Below are 18079 nucleotides of genomic sequence, written 5' to 3' on the forward strand. Positions count from 1 at the left end.
ACCGTTGTTGTTTCTCTCTCAGTTTTATTAGGAGGAAATCCAATGTCTCACTTTAGCACTCTGCGTACCAAAATCACCGATGCCGAAATCCTGAAAGCTTCCCTGCGCGACTTGGGCATTTCAGTCAAGTCAGAAGCTGATGTTCGCGGTTATAACGGTCAGCGCGTTCGCTCCGACATCGTAGCGACTCTGGAAGGCGAATATGACCTGGGTTGGTCTCGCAATAGCGATGGTTCCTTTGACCTGATTGCCGACCTCTGGGGCGTGGCCAAAAAGCACAATCAAACTGAGTTAATTAACTCCATCAACCAGAAGTACGCAGTCAACAAGACCTTGGCAGCAGTCAAGCAGCGTGGTTTGCAAAATGCCAACGTTAAGCTGGTAGTGCAAAACTAATTGATCTGCAGGTTTCCAAGCTCGCGGGTTAACCAAATACGGGTTAACCCGTTTTTTGCTGGGATGTAGAGTGGGGTTGTCAGCCCGTCAGCAAAGTTACAGTTATAGGACTTACGCACGCACTTGGTAGGGCGACGCACACCGCACCTTACTGCTTCCTAGAGGCAGCGTCTAAACAGCTAATTTGCGTAAGTAAGTCCTGGGTTACATGAGCCAAGCGACTTTAGATTAAATGTTTTCGCTCGCTTTTAAGTCAGGCGGATTAGTTTTTGCAAGTTTTTCCAAGCACTGAGCTAAAGTTTCTGCACTGCGACTATGGCTAAATTTGGCGATGATTTTTTTCCGGGATTCCTGACTGATGCTCAAAGCAAGTTCTGGATTTTGGAGGAGATTGGCGATCGCCTCTGCCATTTCTTCGGGTTTTTCTGATTGGACCAATACAGCATCCGCGCCGTCATCTACTAGCTCAGAAGTTCCACCTACATTAGTAACTACCGCCGGCACCTCCATCGCCATTGCTTCCATCACAGCAACCGGAACTCCTTCATTCAAACTTGCCAAAGCGAAAACATGAGCTGCTTCTAGACCTTGGCGAATTGCCTGTTCCGAAACAGCCCCAAGTAGCTCCACGCATTCGGACATCGATTTATATTCAATCATTTTTTGTAGCTCTTGGTGATATCCGCTGCCCCCTTGTTCATCCTCGCCTGCAATTTGCAGCCTCACGTCAAATCCCCGATTTCGCAGCAATTCTACAGTCTCAATCAAGTATTTATGACCTTTCACCGGGTTGAGGCGGCCGCAAGCAAAAATCTTGCACGGACTTCCTTCTTGCCAAGGCGTGTAAGGGCTGCTGCGTTTAATTTCTGCAAAATTAACTCCCATTGGAGCCACAGCTAATTGTTTGGGAAGAAAGTTCGCTAATTTATGTTTGACATCATTGAGAAGCAGTTGAGATATGACGATCGCAAAAGCAGCATTTTTCCACTTTTGTTCCTGATTTGACCCGTACACTTCTAGAGTAGGCCCGTGAAGAGTCATACTATAAGTACAGCCTGTAAGAATTGAGTTAAATAAGGCTATATTGGCGGCATTGGCACAGGAATGAACGTGGATGTGAGACCAACCTTTTGTTTTTGTTAACCCTGCTAGTTTGCCAGCCACAAAAATCCATGCTAAAAGTCGCACCTTTTCAGATAACGATGTGTCACTCGCTTTGGCAATAACTGCGAGGCACTGCCACCATGCAGCGGGACCAGCTTTGAGAACCTCTAGGAATGAGTTAATAAAATCTTTCGCAGCAAAAGGAAATAGATAAACAGTATTTTTTTGAGCTTCTTCTGCCCATACGTGAGAAGCGATCGCTCTGGGGGGCGGTTGAGTTGATACTAAATCTGTTTCAATTCCAAGCTCTGCAAGAAATTGTCGCTCCCGCCACAAAAAAATGTGTGTTTGTCCTGGAAATTGTGGAATAAAGTATCCAATTTTTGCCTTCATTTCGTACCTGCTTTCTAATTTTTAACTAAACAATATCGCTCTACTATGTCGATGCACTAACACTTTTCTCACCGAGCATTTTTTCGTAAATCTCGACGATTTTTATGGCTTTGTTTTCCCACGCAAATTCTCTTGCTTTTTCGATCGCCTTAGCTGACATACTTTCCCGCAACTTATCATCTTCCACCAACATCTTAATTTTACTTGTCAACTCCTGGGTGAGATACTCTCTAGAAATAGGCTCGATCTTAAAACCAGTTTCTTCATTCACGTATTCACCAATACCGCCGTTATTAGCAACTATACAGGGGAGTCCGCAAGCCATAGCTTCCATTACCACTGCGCCGCCAAACTCTCGGATTGAAGGGAAACAAAAAATATCTGCTTTTCTGTAATAATCTAGAGTTTCTTGTTGATTGACCCATCCGGCAAAGCTGACTATTTCGCCTAAATTAAGCTCCTTGACTCGGTTTTCCAAGTTGTTTCTTTCTGAGCCGTCTCCTACTATGCTTAAGCGGATTTTACTTTGAATTTCCTGGTCTAATTTGCCAATAGACTCAATGACAATATCGGCGCATTTGTACGGAACTAACCGACCCACAAAAAGCAGATTAATCTTGCTAACATCTTTATTAAGGATATTTGTCTGATTTAAAAATTCCTCGGAAATCCCATTTTCGTAGAATAAATCAATTCTTTGGTCAGGGATTGCAAACAAATCTTTTAACATATTTAAAGTATATTTTGAACCTGCTAAGATTTTGTCGGCTTTTTGGTAAGTTTCTACATAACCGGGAATTAATGCTCTACCAACTGCTCTCAAAAAGTTAAATTGAGCAAATTCTTGTCTTGCCGTTTTTTGAAAACCTGGTGGAAAAGGAATGCCCCCATTCACCGGCCCTAAAATAAAAGGAGTCTGCTGGCATACACTGACTACCTTAAACGGATAGCGCGGCATCATGGGAGTGATTGCATGAACTATGTCATAATCTCCGTTGAGGATTTTTCCTTTGAATTTTTGATATACTTGTTGATTGAATTGCTCATAAATGGGGTAATTCAAGGCATGATAAATTGGCCAATTTACTCGCCCGGTGGCGGTAAGCTTTTCTACTATTTTATAATATTGATGGGCTAACTTTCCTTCCTCAAGGTAGATAGTTTTTTCGTATTCTGGGTGTTTTTCAAGGGCTGGTTTATTTCTAATATGGGTAACGAGTGTTGCATCAACTAAATTGTTTATTTTTTGAAAAAAATTGTATCCAACTAAAGGTACTGATGCCCAGTCAGGATTGCACTGTTCTACAATTAGTAAAACTTTTAATTTTTTATTACTCATTTGTTTGCTACTCAGGGGTGAACTTTCTGGGACGTTAGCTGTAATTCTAGCTGGCTGAATTAATAGACTTGGTGGTTTTGTATTCGATTAGCTTGCTCTGCTGCCCCAGCAATCGGCGCTGGTGAAACTGGATTTGACCTTGTAGCTGGGGAAATTTGGCTAATACACATGACAAAGCGTAGATAGCTGCCTCTTTAGTTGTGAGATCCCGATGCTTTATATAATAGTTATAGGTGCGATAGGTTGCTAAGGGGTAGCCACTCAATAGTAACAAGCTCCAGCCTTTTGTCGGCCATGTCATTGCCAAGGCTAGGGCTGGCAAGACTAAGCCCCAAAACCAGGTGCTGCGGGTTTCTTTGACCCAATGGCGCTCTGGTTCGCTTCCGTGCATCCAGGAACCCTCGGCATAGGCGTGACCGGCTCTTTGAGCCCGCTTCCACCACTGAGCGAAACTGGTCATTTGCGCGTCGTGCAGGGTCATTTCTGCGTCTAAGCGAAGGATTTTCCAATCTTTTTGGCGCAGCCGCAAGCACAGTTCGGGTTCTTCGCCGGCTATTAGTGCGGGATTGAAACCTTCGACTTGCTGAAATGCTGCTACGCGCATCATGGAGTCGCCACCGCAGGCTTTGGTTTCGCCGATGGGGGTATCCCACTCGATGTCGCACAATTGGTTGTAGATGCTTGCTTCGGGGTATCGTTCGCGCCTGCGCCCGCAGACTGCTGCTACGTCTGGTTTGGCTACGAGTTCGCTGTAGGCTCGATCGATCCATCCGTCAATCAATTCGCAGTCACCGTCCACAAATTGGACAAATTCAATGTCTGGTGCTAGTTCCAGCAAGCGGGCAAAGCCTTCGTTTCTGGCGCGTGCTGCGGTAAACGGTATAGATAAGTCTAGTTCTACTGTATCGGCTCCGATCGATCGGGCTAACTCTAGGCTACCGTCTGTTGAGCCGGAATCGACATAGACGACGCGGGTAACTTTGTCTGTGGCCGAGACTAGGCACTGGCGGAGGCGCTGCCCTTCGTTTCGTCCGATCGCTACTAATCCAATTTGTTTCAAGTTTTACCTCTTGAATGCGACTACTGAGTAGTTCCTTTTATATTTTAATAAAAGTCCAGCTAATTTCCTAATTTTTCTGTGACTTCTAGAAATTATTTTTCAGACTTCCTGGTTTTTTTTTTCGATGATTTTTGCGGGAATTCCCACTGCGGTTGCACCTGGTGGCACGTCACAAATCACCACAGCATTAGCACCAATCAAAGCATGATCGCCGATCGTTACGGAGCGAATAATTTTTGCTCCTGCACCGATATCGACGTGACCGCCGATTTTGACATCAGCAACAATTGTCACCTGTTGAAGAATCAGACAGTTAGGGCCAATGGAAGCACTGGGATGAATGACAATGCCATTAGGATGAGTCAGCAGCAGTCCTCCTTGTATTTGGCAGTTTAAAGGGATGTCTGTTGCAGTTACAACGCTCCAAAATCGATGCTGGATAACGTTCCAACGGCATAGAATATATCCTGCAATTCCACCCTGCTTCTGCCACTTTTGATAGTTGCGGATAGATTTGAGCAGTTGGCGACTGGGTTCCCACCACTTGCTAAATTTTTCGCGGCTCCAGTCTGCTTCTGTAGCAGAAATGATTGACTTAGTGATTGACTCAACCATTGTTTGTGCAGTGTTTTAATGATGTAGACAGTTGTGCCTATTTGTGTAATTTATCTTAAGAAGAATCTCTAATACCAATTTTTTATGAGGCTGCATAGAATCTGATCCCCCTTAACCCCCCTTAATAAGGGGGGGACAAGAGTTACTCAAAGTCCCCCTTCTTAAGGGGGATTTAGGGGGATCGGGATATGTGCAACTTCACATTAAATTGGTATAACTTGACTAGGAAGATTGCTGGAATTGGGCCACAGTTGGAGTGGATGTGTTGCCGTAGAAGTGCGACACTCGTAACTTTACGAGCTCTGGTTCAATTTCGGGGTCGAAGCTGCCCTCGCGGCTGTTAATCAAATCGGCCCAGGGCAGGCTTTGAGTTTCGGCTTGCAATTTTTTCACTAAGTCTTCGACGCGGCCGATCGGTCTGGCGGGGACGCCGGCCACTATATCGCCCTCGGCGACATCTTTGGTGACGACGGCACCGGCGGCGACGATCGCATTTGGGCCGATGGTGACGTTGCGAAGGACGATCGCATTTAAGCCAATAAATACGTTGTCGCGGATATCTATCTTGCCTACGGCCTCTAGTTTAACGTTGTAAGCCCGGTCAAGCATGGCGATCGAGCCGTCGTGGCCGAGCACGGTACAAGATGAGAAGTGAACATTGTTGCCGATGCGGACGTAGGCGGGATCTCCAAAGACGGTATTGGGCCAGATGCTGCAATTTTCGCCGATCGCGTAGAAGTTGCCGTGGCGGCGGAGAAATTCTGTGTATTCTTTGGAATCAGGGTTACAGAATTGGATGTAAAGGCCACGGAACTTGCCGTAACGCATGGCAAGATGGCGGAGGATTTTTCGCAATGTCGATCTAAGCATTTTCCTGGTTTTTGGTAGATTGAAGAATCTTGGCGGGGATACCTACTGCTGTTTTGCCTGCGGGAATATCTGATAAAACTACAGCATTGGCACCGATATTTACGTCGTCTCCCAAGTTTACTTTTCCGAGGATTTTTGCACCAGCGCCGACGTTAACCCGATCGCCCAATTGAGGGGATTCTAGCGGTTTGTCCAAATAGCGGTTTCCCAACGTTACACCTTGGCGGATAATGCAGTCGTCGCCGATCGTACAATATCCATGAATAATAATAGCGTTTTGATGTTCAATCACCACGCGACGACCCAGCTTCACAGTGTAAGGCAAGTCTATCCCGTAACTATTGCGGACTTTTCGGTAGAGCGATCGATAAATAATGCTCAAAGGAGCTCGCAGTAATTTCGGTTCTACCTGCATTCTCCAGACGCCGAACCTTTGAACTGCTACGGCCCGAAATCCCGGTTTTGTCCAATCTCGACCATGAGCAATCCAGTCTTCTTTAATTTGCTGCCACAGTCCCAATTCTGAGGTTTTTATTTGATTGGCACTTTCTGTTACTTGTGGCTGCGCTACCATAATTTATTCCCCTATTTTTTTACTTATTTAATTTTCTATTCACCCAAATATTCTAGCGCCCTTCGCAGAGAATTTATATCGATTTTGGTGCGAGTCAGAGCAAAATATCTTGCTTGTTGCTTGAAATCAAGTTTGGCAATTACATCTTGTGTAATTTGACCGCTAACACCGCACCAAGTTCCGCCCACAGCGTTTGCGATGTGGCGGTACATATCAACTACGTAACCGGGGTGAAATAATTCTATCAGCTTAACTTTGTTGCTGTTGAATACAAGGCTAGCCAGCGCTGCACCGTGCATTGCCACTATAACTTTAGCATTTCTGGCTACCGACCACTGTTCGCTAATCGGTATGTCTTCAAAGTAATATTTCTTAAATCCGTATGCTTGCAAAGTCTGTTCTACTTCACTTTCGTTGATTAAACTTCTGGTGCCTTTTCGAGAGATAAACACTTTTTCAGGAGTCTGCGGATTAAATCCCTCAAAAGCTAACTCCCCGAATAAAGCATTGTAACACCCTTCGTAAGCGCCCGGATAGCGCTCATCTGCAAGTACCAGCTTGCCGTTAATGTCTTTGTCCGTGCAAAGTATGGATGCTCCCAGCAGTTTGTAGACGTTTTTCGCCATGTTGTTGGCGTTCGATCGCAAAACCACCGTTACTTGATCGCAAATTTTTTGCGCTCCTAACAGTCTGAGGACTGGGCCAGTCATGATGTGGGCTATATTGCCGTCTGTTTCATACCGGGAATCTAAAATGTATTCTCCGTCAATTTGCATCGGAGCTGCCAATTTTCTGTAGATTTTCCGATAAATATTGCTGCTGTTGGGAACCGTCCGCGTAGATTCTTGCCGGATGCTGATTTCTAGGTCTGGTCTTTTTAATTGATATTCCGGCAAGTTAATTTCCATGATGTCGGGTTTCCACGCGCTGGCCAACCGCGTTGGGTAGGTAAACATTTTTGATGCTGCTACGATTGTGCGTTTGTTGTGCAATACAGTGCTTTTTTCGGGTTTGCTGTTCATCTGCTGTTAATTGTTAATCTGAATTAGGTGATCTGTCTCTGTGTATATTTCACTCAACTCGGGAACTGTCTCCGATAATCATAGTTCCTGTTTTTCAGTTTCTGTTTTTTGTGTTAGTTCATCTCTCTTCAACCTCCTTGTTTATTTTATTAAAAATATCCATTGTTTTGCTACCTCAGCTAATGCTTTACTGGTTATAATTAACACGACGATAGAGCGAGCTTAGACTTGTTTACAAAAATCCCTTAATAATTTTTGGATTTTTCAATCTCACCTCCTTTTAAAAATACACTATTGAGCAGGAAATCCTTGAGGTAGTTTGGCGGGTCCCCATCTGGCTTGCCTTGCACTGCGCGGCGCACCCTCCACGCAGCAAAACCCGAAGCCCAGCATACATCAGTTAATGCTGTGTAAACCAAGCCGTAGTTTTTGATAAAGTACCTACGGCGGGAATCAAACCAATAGATAGGCAGCCGCTTGGCGGGCTTTTTGGTGTCAGTGACGCCTGAGCTTTGGCCGACTAAGTGGACAACGCGACTTTCGGGTACGTACCAGCAACTCCAGCCAGCTTTGTTCGCTTGCAGACAAAAGTCCATTTCTTCGCAGTACATGAAATAAGCTTCATCCATCAAGCCAATCTTTTCAAATACTTCGCGACGGACGATCATGCTGGCTCCAGCTACCCAATCAGTTTGACAGGTTTCTTGGGAAATGGGAGGCGCTGCGGCCCAGTTGGCTAATAACTTGGATATAAAGCCCGTCCGCCAACCAAAATCGAGTTCGGTCAAGATGCTGTGAAACCGAAAAGCTGACTCCTGGGGAGTACCGTCGGGGTCTTCCAAGCGGCTGCCGGCGATGCCGGCTTCGGGGTGGGCGTCCATGAAGTCAACCAGTGCTTTGAGAGCTCCGGGGCGAACTACGGTGTCTGGGTTGAGCAGCAGGATGTAAGGGGGGGGATTGATGGATTCTAGGGCGGGACGGATCAGGGCGTTGTTGCCGTAGGCAAATCCGCCGTTGCGCTCTAGGGGAACGAAGGAGGCCCATTCGCTCCAGCCGAATGCGGCTATAGCGGCTGGTATTTCTTCGGTAGAATTGTCGCCTGAAGCATTGTCGCCAACTACAACCCGCGTACCGGGCAGCGATTGAACTTCGCTAACTAGAGAGCGCAAGCAGTCAATTGTCAAACTAGAGGTTCGGTAGTTAACAATGACAACCAGCAGTGGATAGGGGTGATTGGACTCGCTGGCCTTCGACATAAGTACCGTTGTTTGTTTAACAACTTTTTAGCTCAAGTTGTACCCATCTGGCAAGCTGGAGCGATCGCTAATAGTATTTTTATTTGTTTGGGTGAGGGAGACTGTTTTTTCGGCCATATTTCGGAAGTATCGTCGCTCTGGATCAAAGTCGATACTGCCTGTAGGCTTGACTGGCGGCTCGGTGCAGCAGTGAATGTCGATAAACTAAGCCCTGAGCGTCATCGCAATAGCCCCCGCCAATCACGCAGGCAACGGGATAGCCGCCAGCCAAACACGCCATCAAAACTTGCATTTCCCGGCGAAATAAGCCCGTATCAGTTAAAGCTAATTTTCCCAGTTTGTCACCGTGATGAGGGTCTACTCCAGCATCGTACAAAACTAAATCAGGCTTGACATTTGACAGCAAATCTGGTAAGAATTTATCCAATGTTTGTAAATATTCGTCGTCCTCCATACCCACCGGCAAAGGTACATCTAAATCGCCCTTTTGTTTAGTGCCGGGAAAATTGACTTCGCAGTGCATTGAAAAAGTAAAAACGCTACTGTCATCTTGGAATATTACGGCGGTTCCGTCTCCTTGGTGGACATCTAAATCGACAATTAAAACTTTGCGAACTAAACCATTTTTTTGTAAGACGCGAGAGGCGATCGCCAAATCATTAAAAATACAAAAACCCGACCCAAAAGCAGGAAAGGCGTGATGAGTTCCGCCTGCTGTATTGCAAGCCAAACCATAGTCTAAAGCGAGCTTGGCAGTTAGTACAGTGCCTGCAACCGCAGTGCAAGTGCGATTAGCAAGGGCGCGACTCCAAGGCAGACCAATTCGCCGAGTCGCTTTGTTATCGAGCGTCCCGTTGCAGTAAGCTTGAACATAGGAGTGGTCGTGGACTAATTCAATCCATTCTTGAGGGGGAAGTTCAGGAGCGTGAAATTGCGATTCATCTGCTACCCCGTCCGCGAGCAGCATCTGGTAAAGCATCCGAAACTTTGCCATCGGGAAGCGATGATCCGGTGGCAGAGGTGCAACGTAATCTTCGTGGTAAATAATTGGTAAGTCCATTAAAATTATTGTATAACGAATGAATCTCCAATTGAAAGCCTGCAATCTCAAATTTAAATTCGCTGGAGAACCTGTATATGCAACAACTAAAAACAGTCTGGCAGTCCGGCAGCAGCCACCCCGAAAATGCTGACAATCTCCATAATATCAGTGAGTGGTGGGGAAACCTCAACGGTAAAGAAATTAGCTGGGTAGAGCGACTGATTCCGCAAATCGGCGGTCTGAGCGAAATTCACTGGCACCCCCAGCGTTTTGACGAAACATTTGTGATAGTCAATCCCGAAATTCGGGAGGAAACTCTGTATTGGTATATACCCGATTCTCCAGTCCAACGTAACAACACTGTTGACAAATTAGAACTTGATAACTTGCAACAGCAATTGTACATCTATCCTCAGTTGGAATCGGAACTGGTAATTCGCGTAGGAATTCCAGAAGTTAAATATCAAACACTGGAATTAAACAATCCCGAAATCGCCTTGGGCGAAGATAATATGCTGCTGTTGTGGGAGGCTGACCAAGAACTAGAAATTAAAATTTACTTCAGCCATGAAAATATTGCTAAACTTAAGGAATTGCTGGCATAGAAAAGACCGAGAAAATAGTTTATATCGTAGGCTTTGGGGGCGGGTGGATGGATCTATAGCAATCCTTGCAGAAGTCATAAATTTTTTACCCTACCCCAACCCTCCCCGAACCCGCTCTGAGGGAGTAAGAAATTCACAAATGATTTAGGATTTCTATATACTCTTAGTTACCTATAACTATCTTAAGACTGATGGGCGGGTGCATCAAAACCGAGGTTTTTCACAGCCAGACTTTGTTGCAGCCACAAGAGTAAAAAAAAACGGTTTCTTCGCCTCGCGGTATGTCCAGGTGTGTATCTCTGCTAAAACCCTTTGAATGTGGCAGCACAATATCCACAAACTTGCGTTATCCTCCTGGGAATTTTAATGCTAAAGTCAAGCAAAAAACTATTTTGGGCGCATCAACCGGGTTGTACGAAAATACTTTGTCGCAGCCCTTGAACAAAGTCAAAGAACCCGGTTGCTTTGGTCTGGAGTGCCTAAGCGAGGATTGTTTTTATGCAAACTTAATTTGGACATCAAATAAGGGGATTTGTTTCGGCAATAAGATATGGTTAAATACGGTTAATTTGAGGGTAAACCTTAAGTCAAGCAACCAATAAGTTTAAAAAATAGAAGGTGCGTTAGTTGATGGGCTAATATCTAAAATTAATCCTCTATTTGCTGAGTTTGAAAAGGTTTAATAAATAATTATGATCGGAAGTAATCGCTAAATTTATTCAATCATCAATCTGCTGCTAGCACTAAAAAAATCACAATGACCCGACAAGAAATGATATTTGAAAAAGAAAGTATTCACATTTTAATTATTGATGATCAGCCCCACAACCTGCGGTTTATATCAAACATATTGACGAAAGAAGGGTATAAAGTTCAGCGGGCGATTTCGGGAGAAATGGCGGTCAATGCTAATTTAACCGTTCTCCCCGACTTAATTTTGCTAGATATTGCCATGCCCAAAATGAACGGATATGAAGTATGTGCTAGACTGAAATCCAACGAGAAAACGAGGGAAATCCCGGTTATTTTCTTGAGTGTTTTTGATGAGACTTTTCACAAAGTCAAAGCTTTTGAAGTCGGCGGTGTTGACTACATTACTAAGCCTTTTCAAGTGGAAGAAGTTTTAGTGCGTATCGAAAGTCAATTGACTATACAACAGCTATCAAAACAATTAAAACAACAGAATGCCCAACTGCAACAAGAGGTAGAATTTCGCAAGCTAACAGAAGAATCACTCCGGGAAAGCAAAGCGCGGTTGCAGAAATTGGCGGTCAATATACCGGGAGTTCTTTATCAATTTATCAACAAGCCCGATGGAAGTTTCAAATTTGAATATATTAGTTATGCTTGTAGGGAAATTTACGAATTAGAGAGTGAAAAAATATTAAAAGATCCAGATTTGTGCTTCGCTCAAAATCATCCAGATGACCAGGAATATCTGGTAAAACAAATTGCTACTAGCGCCCAAACTTTAGAACCTTTTGCCTTTGAATGGCGGATTGTTACACCGTCTGGTAAACTCAAATGGCTGCAATCTAATTCTCGGCCAGAAATGCGCGATAATGGCGATATTGTTTGGTATGGCGTACTTTTTGATATCAGCGAGCGCAAGCACGCAGAAATAGAAATGGCTGGAGCTAAAGCTGCTTTAGAACGGCAAGTTCAGCGAGAATTGCTGATCGCAAAAATAACTCAGGAAATTCGCTCAAGCTTGCAGCCAGAACAAATATTTCAAATAGCTGCAACTCAAATCGGTCTGGCATTCTGCGCCAATCGCTGTTTGATTCATACTTACGTTACTACCCCCCAAGTCGATATTCCTCTGGCGGCCGAGTATGTCGAACCGGAGTGTGAATCTATTCGGAACGTACCTGTTCCAATTTGGGGCAATCCTCACGTCATACAAATGATGATACAAGATCAGGCGATCGCCTCGAACAATGTTTATGCAGACCCTCTGTTGCAAGCTGTTCAACCGATTTGCCAGAAGGTTGGGTTAAAATCGATGCTGGCAATTCGCACTTCCTACCAAGGCAGGGCAAACGGTGCTATCTGTTTGCACCAGTGCGATCGTTACCGGGAATGGACTTCCGAGGAAATCGACTTATTAGAATCTGTAGCGGCTCAAGTAGGGCTCGCTATCGCTCAAGCTAAATTGATCGATCGAGAAAAAAACCGAATTCAGCAGCTCGATCGGCAAAATAAAGTGCTGCAAGCAGAAATTCGCACCCGTGTCCGCGCCGAGCAAGCTCTACAAGAATCTGAAACAGAATTGCGGGCGATTTTTGCCGCCATGACTGACACAGTTTTAGTGAGAAATGCAGAAGGGCGCTGTATCAAAATCGCCCCGACAGCATCAACAAATTTGGTGAAACATCCCAGCGAAATGATTAATAAAACCGCCCATGAAGTCTTACCGAAACCTGTAGCAGATTTAGTATTAAATGCCATCCAACAAGCTCTAAAAACGAAGCAAAGTATCAATGTTGAATATAGCTTTAAAGTCGGAAAGCGCGAAGTTTGCCTCGATGCTAAAGTTTCTCCGCTTACTCCAGATTCAGTGATTATCGTAGCCAGAGATATTAGCGTTCGCAAACAAACAGAATCCGCACTCAGAGAAAGCCAGCACTTCATTCAAGCGATCGCCGATTCCAATCCCAACCTATTGTACGTTTACGATGTAATTGAACAGCGGAATGTCTACAGCAACCGACAAATTTCGACGATGCTCGGATACACCGCCCGAGAAATACAAGATATGGGTACAGCAATGATGTCAACGCTGCTCAACCCAGAGGATTTGTCAAACCTTTTAGAAAGCGTCCAAAAAGTGGAGCGAGCGAAAGATGGTGATGTCATTGAATGTCAATACCGGATGAGGCACAAAAACGGTGAATGGCGGTGGATGCACAGTTGGGATACAGTATTTCTCAGAACAACTGATGGTAAACCCAAACAAATTCTCGGCACGGCTAATGACATAACAGACCGCAAAGCGGCCGAAGAAAAACTGCTAGCCTCGCAGCGAAGAATCTCATTTTTATTGCAGCAAACGCCGATCGCAGTTATCGAGTTAAACCTGAATTTAGAAATTATCACTTGGAATCCCGCAGCCGTTGCTATTTTTGGCTACAGTGAGCAAGAAGCGAAAGGGAGACTCGCCTCCGATTTGATCGTACCTGAAAGCTATCACCAGCAAGTATCTGAGATTTTCAATCACGACTTGAATGCCAAATCCAGCGGCACTTCCGAAAATCTTACCAAAGACGGCAGAATTATCATCTGCGAGTGGTACAATACTCCGCTAATTGACGATAACGGTACAGCGATCGGCATTGCTTTAATGGCTGTAGATATTACCGAACGCAAGCAGGCAGAAACCGAACTGCAAGAAAGTGCTTTACGACAAAGAGCGATCGCCCGCATCATTGAAAGAATGCGGCAAACTTTAGATATCCGAGAAATTTTTCACGCCACAACCCGAGAATTGCGCCAAACCATGAAGTGCGATCGAGTCGCCATTTACCGTTTCAATCCCGACTGGAGCGGCGAATTTGTAGCCGAATCCCTTGACCGCAAGTGGGTTTCTTTCATCCAAGCACAGGAACTCGATTCTAACCTTACTGAAGGGGCTTTAGACAGCGAACTTTGCCTTGTACAAAAATTAGATAGTATCTCACCAGAAGTCCACGATACCTATTTGCAACAAACCAAAGGCGGAGCCTACAGCCGAGGTAAAACTTACCTTTGTGTCCCAGATATTTACAAGCAAGGTTTCGATAATTGTTACATCCACTTGCTAGAAAAATTTCAAGCTAAATCCTACATTATTGTACCAATATTTTCGGGCAAAAAGCTCTGGGGATTACTAGCATCCTATCAAAATTCAGCTCCCCGCCAGTGGAGTGAAGCTGAAATCAACGTTGCAGTTGATGTAGGTACTCAGCTAGGAGTAGCATTACAGCAAGCAGAATTGCTCGCCCGCACTCAAAGGCAGTCAATGGAACTGATTAAATCGAAAGAAAACGCCGAAGTTGCCAACCGTGCCAAAAGCCAATTTCTAGCTTCCATGAGCCACGAACTCCGCACACCTCTCAACGCCATTCTCGGTTTTTCCCAAGTCATGGCCCGCAACAGTTCTATCACGGAAGAACAAAAAGAATACATAGAAATTATTAACCGCAGCGGCGAACATTTGCTAGAACTCATTAATGATGTTTTGTCAATGTCCAAAATAGAAGCAGGTCAAATTACTATCAATCCCAGCCGCTTCAATCTCTACAACCTTCTCAACAGTCTCAAAGAAATGCTGCAACTAAAAGCCAACTCAAAAGGTTTGCACCTAATCTTTGAAAATGCCGAGGATTTGCCGCAGTACATTCAAACAGACGAAGCTAAATTGCGGCAAGTTTTAATTAACCTGCTCGGCAACGCGATTAAATTTACTCAACACGGAACCGTTACTTTGCGCGTCAGCAGCCAAGCTGAAAAGAACGCCACAGAAGAAAAAAAATCCCAATTGTGTTTTGAAATTACCGACACGGGCCCCGGCATTTCTCCCACGGAAATCTCCACATTATTCAAGCCCTTCGTACAAACCGAAACAGGTCGAAAATCCATGCAGGGAACCGGGCTGGGCTTGCCGATCAGCCAACAGTTCGTCCGAATTATGGGAGGTGATATTGCTGTTGAAAGTCAACTCGATCGAGGTACAACTTTCAGCTTTAATATCCAGGTTAACTTAGTAACAGAAAGTGACGAGCAAGAAAAACCTGCGGTTAAACAAGTTATTGCTTTAGAAGCCGGACAAGACACTTATCGGATATTAATAGTTGAAGATGTAACGGAAAATCGCCAACTGCTGCTTAAGCTGCTGGTACCCCTGGGATTTGAAGTCCGGGAAGCAGTTAACGGTCAAGAAGCAATTGCTTTGCATTCAACTTGGAAGCCGCACTTGATATTAATGGATATGCTGATGCCCGTGATGGATGGGTATGACGCGACAAGACTGATCAAGAAAACTCTAGAAGGTAAAGAAACAATAATTATTGCCTTGACTGCCAGTGCTTTTGACGAGCAGCGACAAATAATTTTGTCTGCAGGTTGTAACGATTTGATATGTAAACCGTTTCGGGAAGAGGTACTCTTTGAAAAGATAGCGCATCACCTCAACCTGCGTTATATTTATGAAAAAGAAAACTTATCTACTTCTTTTTCAACACCGACGCTGCTTAAAAGTTTGACCACCGAGGATTTGAGTGTAATGCCCACAGACTGGGTGGTCGAGTTGCACCGAGCAGCACTTTGTGTTGATGACAACCGCATCCTCGAACTCATCGAGCAAATTCCCGAAACTGAGGCAAATCTCGCTAACGCTTTAACAGATTTAGTGGATAATTTTCGGATAGATATCATTATCGATTTAACTCAATTATATTATGATGAACGACAATCCATTACCAGCGACTCCTAAAGACATTCTGATCGTTGACGATATGCCGGATAATTTGCGACTTTTATCCACTATGCTGACATCTTACGGGTATCATGTCAGAAAGGCTATTAACGGACACTTGGCTCTGCAAGGGGCACAAATATCTCCTCCCGATCTAATTTTACTAGATATTAATATGCCGCAAATGAACGGGTATGAAGTTTGTGAGCAGTTAAAGTTAAGCGGAAAAACTAAAGATATTCCGGTAATTTTTATTAGTGCCCTAGATGACGTGCTGGAAAAAGTTAAAGCTTTTCAAGTAGGAGGAGTGGATTATATTACTAAACCGTTTCAAGTAGAAGAAGTCTTAGCCCGCGTCCAAAACCAACTTTCCCTTCGTTCGCTGCAATCCAAACTGCAACTGCAAGCTAGGGAACTGCACGATCGCAATTCTAGATTGCAGGAAGAAATCGCAGAACGGCAGCGGGCTGAAGAATCAATCCGATTTTTGCTGGAAACTACGCGGGCGATCGGCGAAGCTATAGACTTTCACTCAGCTTTAGAAGTAGTTCTGCACCAAGTTGGCGAAACAATCGGATGGGATGTCGGAGAAGCTTGGATTCCCGATTCAGAAGGAACTGTCCTGCAATCTGCCCGTGGCTGGTATGCGAGCAACGCGAGCCTGGAATCGTTTCGCAGCCAAAGCGAACAACTGACATTTCCCATGAATATAGGGCTGCCGGGACGAGTTTGGGCATCCAAGCAACCGGAATGGCTAGAAGATATTTCCAGGGGCTACCCGCATTTTTTGCGAAGTCAAATAGCACTAGAACTGGGATTCAAAGCGGGTTTTGGCGTGCCGATTTTGGTAGGCGATGAAGTATTGGCAGTCCTAGTGTTCTTTAAAATTTCGTCTGGTCGGAAAGATGCACGATTTATAGACGTTTTTAATGCGGTAGGCACTCAATTAGGTTCTTTGATTCAGCGCAAACAAGCAGAAGAATTGCTGCGTATCGCTCAAGAAAAATATCACAGCATTGTAGAAAATGCGATGGAAGGCATTTTTCAAAGCACGCCTTCCGGAGGCTATCTCAGCGCTAATCCAGCTTTGGCAAAATTGTACGGTTACGACTCGCAAGAAGAACTGATGTCCGAGATTAAAAATATTGCTCAGCAACTGTACGTTGACCCGGAACGCCGCCTCGAATTTGTAGCTGCTATGGATGCTGAAAATGCCGTTTCGGGATTTGAATCTATGGTATGTCGCAAAGACGGGCGCCGGATTTGGGTGTCAGAAAATGTTCGGGCTGTTCGAGATTCAAAAGGTGAGCTGCTCTACTATGAGGGTACTGTTTCTGACATTACCGAGCGCAAATTAGCACAAGAAGCACTAAAAGTTCAACAAGAACAAAGCGAGAAGTTGCTGTTAAATATTTTACCCAAACCAATCGCAGAACGCTTGAAAGCAGAGCAAAGCACGATCGCCGACAGTTTTGCCCAAGTAAGTGTTTTATTTGCTGATATTGTTGGCTTTACTGAGTTGTCTGCTAGAATGTCTCCCACCGAGTTGGTCAAGCGCTTGAACGTAATTTTTTCGCACTTCGACCAGTTAGCTGAAAAGTACGGTGTGGAGAAAATTAAGACTATTGGCGATGCTTACATGGTAGTTGGGGGATTGCCTACGCCGAGACAGGATCACGCCGAGGCGATCGCCCAAATGGCCCTGGGAATGCAGGCAAAAATAGCCAAGTTGTCGGCCGAGACCGGAGAAAAACTGGCAATTCGCATCGGCATCAATTCCGGGCCGGTGGTGGCGGGAGTGATTGGTGTTAGCAAGTTTACCTATGATTTGTGGGGAGATACGGTGAATGTGGCGTCGAGGATGGAGGGTACGGGTTTTGCAGGCAGAATTCAAGTTACTGATGTTACTTATGAGCTTTTAAAAGATAAGTATTTGTTGGAGATGCGAGGCGTAATTCCGGTGAAAGGTAAGGGGAACATGAGGACTTATTGGTTGCTAGGAAAAAGGTAAAAATGGGAATTTGAAATTGGAAATTGGGAAGGAAGAAGGGGGAATAAAGAAGAAAGTAGGTTTATTTAACCTGATATCTTGCACCATGATCAAGAACGGGCTAGAAGCCCGTTCCACAATAAAATTGAATTTTGTGGAACGGGCTAGAAGCCCGTTCCTAAATAGGTAATTGAGAATCGTGCAACATCTCAGTTTAATCTGATATCTTGCATTATTATCAAGAACGGGCTTCTAGCCTGTTCCACTATTTGTTCAAGGTTCTTGTGTGGCGTTGCTCCTAGCCCGGCCATAAACGGATTGTGCTGCTATGATGAAAGTAGTTAACGAAACTTTACAT

General features: G+C 44.7%; 13 protein-coding genes. 4 read left to right on the top strand and 9 right to left on the bottom strand.

Going from position 1 to position 18079, the window contains the following annotated elements:
• The first annotated feature begins 42 nt into the window (after positions 1-42).
• Positions 43-396, top strand: coding sequence for a DUF1257 domain-containing protein (locus QUA44_RS03090; protein ID WP_096832348.1), 354 nt, complete (start codon positions 43-45; stop codon positions 394-396).
• A gap of 228 nt (positions 397-624) precedes the next feature.
• On the opposite strand, the gene epsE is transcribed toward QUA44_RS03090, so the two are convergent.
• The 9 genes from epsE to QUA44_RS03135 all read right to left on the bottom strand — a co-directional run bounded on the left by epsE (position 625) and on the right by QUA44_RS03135 (position 9689).
• A complete protein-coding gene (gene epsE, locus QUA44_RS03095) occupies positions 625-1893 on the bottom strand; it encodes an exopolysaccharide biosynthesis GT4 family glycosyltransferase EpsE (protein WP_333248189.1) in 1269 nt (422 codons plus the stop codon).
• A gap of 43 nt (positions 1894-1936) precedes the next feature.
• The gene (locus tag QUA44_RS03100) at positions 1937-3232 is read right to left on the bottom strand and encodes a glycosyltransferase family 4 protein (RefSeq protein ID WP_333248190.1); all 1296 of its coding nucleotides are present in this window, start codon (positions 3230-3232) and stop codon (positions 1937-1939) included.
• A gap of 46 nt (positions 3233-3278) precedes the next feature.
• The gene (locus QUA44_RS03105; RefSeq protein WP_333248192.1) at positions 3279-4292 is read right to left on the bottom strand and encodes a glycosyltransferase; all 1014 of its coding nucleotides are present in this window, start codon (positions 4290-4292) and stop codon (positions 3279-3281) included.
• A gap of 99 nt (positions 4293-4391) precedes the next feature.
• Positions 4392-4907, bottom strand: coding sequence for a serine acetyltransferase (locus QUA44_RS03110; RefSeq protein WP_333248194.1), 516 nt, complete (start codon positions 4905-4907; stop codon positions 4392-4394).
• 222 nt (positions 4908-5129) lie between these two features.
• Positions 5130-5777, bottom strand: a complete 648-nt coding sequence (locus QUA44_RS03115) for an acyltransferase (RefSeq protein WP_333248196.1) — start codon at positions 5775-5777, stop codon at positions 5130-5132.
• Complete coding sequence (locus QUA44_RS03120; RefSeq protein WP_333248198.1) at positions 5770-6351, bottom strand: serine acetyltransferase; 582 nt, start codon at positions 6349-6351, stop codon at positions 5770-5772. Before QUA44_RS03120 ends, QUA44_RS03115 begins: the two co-directional genes overlap by 8 nt.
• A gap of 35 nt (positions 6352-6386) precedes the next feature.
• A complete protein-coding gene (locus tag QUA44_RS03125; RefSeq protein ID WP_333248199.1) occupies positions 6387-7373 on the bottom strand; it encodes a glycosyltransferase family 61 protein in 987 nt (328 codons plus the stop codon).
• A 245-nt stretch (positions 7374-7618) separates the two neighbouring features.
• Complete coding sequence (locus tag QUA44_RS03130) at positions 7619-8629, bottom strand: glycosyltransferase family 2 protein (RefSeq protein ID WP_333248201.1); 1011 nt, start codon at positions 8627-8629, stop codon at positions 7619-7621.
• A 142-nt stretch (positions 8630-8771) separates the two neighbouring features.
• Positions 8772-9689 carry a histone deacetylase gene (locus tag QUA44_RS03135; protein WP_333248203.1) on the bottom strand — a complete coding sequence of 306 codons (918 nt, stop codon included), beginning with the start codon at positions 9687-9689 and terminating at the stop codon, positions 8772-8774.
• Positions 9690-9766: 77 nt separating this feature from the next.
• On the opposite strand from QUA44_RS03135, the gene QUA44_RS03140 reads away from it, so the two are divergent.
• The 3 genes from QUA44_RS03140 (at position 9767) to QUA44_RS03150 (ending at position 17742) form a co-directional block, all read left to right on the top strand.
• On the top strand, positions 9767-10276 hold the full coding sequence (locus QUA44_RS03140; RefSeq protein WP_333248205.1) for a hypothetical protein: 510 nt from the start codon (positions 9767-9769) through the stop codon (positions 10274-10276).
• Between the two features lie 757 nt (positions 10277-11033).
• The gene (locus QUA44_RS03145; protein WP_333248206.1) at positions 11034-15749 is read left to right on the top strand and encodes a PAS domain S-box protein; all 4716 of its coding nucleotides are present in this window, start codon (positions 11034-11036) and stop codon (positions 15747-15749) included.
• Positions 15715-17742, top strand: coding sequence for an adenylate/guanylate cyclase domain-containing protein (locus tag QUA44_RS03150; RefSeq protein ID WP_333248208.1), 2028 nt, complete (start codon positions 15715-15717; stop codon positions 17740-17742). The genes QUA44_RS03145 and QUA44_RS03150 overlap by 35 nt, the downstream gene beginning before the upstream one ends.
• Positions 17743-18079: the final 337 nt, after the last annotated feature.

This window comes from Microcoleus sp. N9_A2 (assembly GCF_036701775.1).
GTDB lineage: Bacteria > Cyanobacteriota > Cyanobacteriia > Cyanobacteriales > Microcoleaceae > Microcoleus.